A 2561-nucleotide genomic window follows, 5' to 3' on the forward strand; every position below is an offset into this window, starting at 1 on the left:
CTCCGCGATCCGCTCCGCGAACACCGGTGAGGAATCCAACAACTCCACCGCCATCCCCTCCCACTGACCACCCTGACCGGGGAAGACCAGCACGGGCCTGCGATCCGACGCGCGTCCGCGAACCGTGCCGACCGCGTTCACGCCCTCAGCTAGTTCACCGAGGCGTGCCAGGAGGGTGTCGCGGCCGGTCCCGACCACGGCGGCCCGGTACTCGAAGGCCGTGCGGGTGGTCGCCAGCGACCACCCCACGTCCACCGGGTCCAGACCGGGATCCGCCCCGACCCGGTCGCGCAGACGGGCGAGGGAGTCGTCGAGCGCCTCCCGGCTGTGGGCCGAGACCACCCAGGGCACCGGCCCCGCGGCTCCGGCCGCGCTCCGCGCCCCCGGGTCGCGGGAGGGGCCGGTGAGGACGGCGCCCTCCCGTTCCGGGGCGGGAACGGCCTCGTCGGGAGCCTGCTCCAGGACGAGGTGGGCGTTGGTCCCGCTGGCGCCGAACGCGGACACGCCCACACGGCGGGGGCGGCCGGTCTCCGGCCACGGCCGCGCCTCGGTGAGGAGCTCCACGGCGCCGGAGGACCAGTCCACGAACGGGGTGGGCTCGGCGACGTGGAGCGTCCGCGGCAGGATCCCCTCGCGCATGGCCAGGATCGACTTGATGACCCCGGAGACCCCGGCGGCCGCCCCGGTGTGCCCGATGTTGGTCTTGAGCGACCCGAGCCACAGGGGTTCCCCGGTCCGGTCGCGCCCGTAGGTGGCGAGCAGGGCGTTGGCCTCGATGGGGTCGCCGAGCCGGGTGCCGGTGCCGTGGGCCTCCACGGCGTCGACGTCGGCCGGTGTGAGCCGGGCGTCGGCGAGGGCCTGGCGGATCACCCGCTCCTGGGAGGGGCCGCTGGGCGCGGTCAGGCCGCTGGAGGCGCCGTCCTGGTTGACCGCGCCGCCCCGGATCACCGCCAGCACCCGGTGCCCGTTGCGCCGCGCGTCCGACAGGCGCTCCAGGACGAGCATGCCGGCTGCCTCGCCCCAGCCGGTGCCGTCGGCGTCGGCGGAGAACGCCTTGCAGCGGCCGTCCGCGGACAGCACGCCGTGGCCCGTGAAGGACACCCACGCGGAGGTGTCGGTGTGGGCGGTGACGCCTCCGGCCAGGGCGAGGGAGGACTCGCCCGAGCGCAGGGAGCGCACGGCCATGGCGATCGACACGAGGGAGGACGAGCAGGCGGTGTCCACCGTGATCGCGGGGCCCTCCAGCCCCAGGGTGTAGGACACCCGGCCCGCGGCGACGGCGGTCATGCCGCCGGTCAGGCGGTACCCCACCAGTTCGGCCGGGGACTCCTGGACCGGTGGCCCGTAGGTCTGGCCGACCATGCCGACGAACACGCCCGCGGGGGTGGAGTGCAGGGACCCGGGGGTGATGCCCGCGTGTTCGAGGGCCTCCCACGCCGTCTCCATGACGAGGCGGTGCTGGGGGTCCATGGCCATGGCCTCGCGGGGGTTGATCCCGAAGAAGGCGGGGTCGAAGTCCCCCGCGCCCTCCAGGAAGCTCGCGGAGCGGACGTAGGTCCGGCCGAGACCGTCCGGGTCGGGGTTGAACAGGCCCTCCAGGTCCCAGCCGCGATCGGTGGGGAACCCGCCCCTGGTCTCGCGCCCCTCGACGAGCAGGTCCCACAGCCCTTCGGGGGTGTCGGCCCCGGGGAAGCGGCAGCCGATCCCGACCACCGCGACGGGCTCGTGGTCGCGCTCCTCCAGCTCCTCGACACGGGTGCGTGCCTGTCGCAGGTCGACGGCCATCTTCTTGACCAGGTCGCGGAACTTGTTCTCGTTCGTCATCCGTGCTGCTCTCGTGTGCGTTCCGGTCAGGAGGGTCCGCGGGTCAGGAGATCCCGAACTCCTGGTCGATCAGCTCCAGGAGCTGGTCGTCGGTGGCCTCGTCGTACTCGGTCCCGGGACCGGAGTCGTCGAGGCGGCGCAGGAGGCCGCGCAGTCGGTCGCCGAGCTCCTTCCTGGTCCCGTCGTCCACCGCCGATGCGGCCAGGGCCGTTTCGAGCCTGTCCAGTTCGTCCAGGACGGGCAGCGGGGCCCGGTCGGCGGCGGACGCCTCCGCGAGGCGGTCGGCCACGTGGCGGGTGAGGGCGAGCGCCGTGGGGTGGTCCAGTGCCACGGTGACGGGCAGGTCCAGGCCGGTCGCCTCGTTGAGCCGGTTCCGCAGCTGGACGGCGCCGAGCGAGGTACCGCCCGCGTCGAGGAAGCCGCGGCCGAGGTCGACGTCCTCCGCTCGCGGGTGGCCGAGGACGGCGGCGGTCTCCGCGCGGACCAGGGTGAGGACGGCCTCCTCCCGTTCGGCCGCCGAGAGCCCGGGCGGAAGCCGCCAGTCGCCTCGTGCGGCGGTGCCGCCGGACGGGACCGCCCCGGCCCCCGCAGGTTCGGGGGCCGCCGCGGCCCCCGAGGCGGGCGCGGGCGAGCGCCAGTAGCGCTGTCGTTGGAAGGGGTAGGTCGGCAGCTCCACCACCCGCGCCCCCCGCCCGAACACCGCCGTCCAGTCGATGTCCGCGCCGTGCGCGTACGCC

At 75.0% G+C, this 2561-nt stretch carries 2 protein-coding genes; both read right to left on the minus strand.

Features of this window, described 5'->3' with window-relative positions; genetic code table 11:
* Positions 1-1824: type I polyketide synthase (locus ACFQBR_RS33520; protein WP_378554979.1), on the minus strand; the 1824-nt coding region annotated here is incomplete at its 3' end.
* A gap of 43 nt (positions 1825-1867) precedes the next feature.
* On the minus strand, positions 1868-2561 hold a 694-nt coding region (locus ACFQBR_RS33525), incomplete at its 5' end, for an acyl carrier protein (protein WP_378554980.1).

The sequence above is a fragment of the Nocardiopsis tropica genome, from assembly GCF_042660575.1.
Classification (GTDB): domain Bacteria; phylum Actinomycetota; class Actinomycetes; order Streptosporangiales; family Streptosporangiaceae; genus Nocardiopsis; species Nocardiopsis tropica.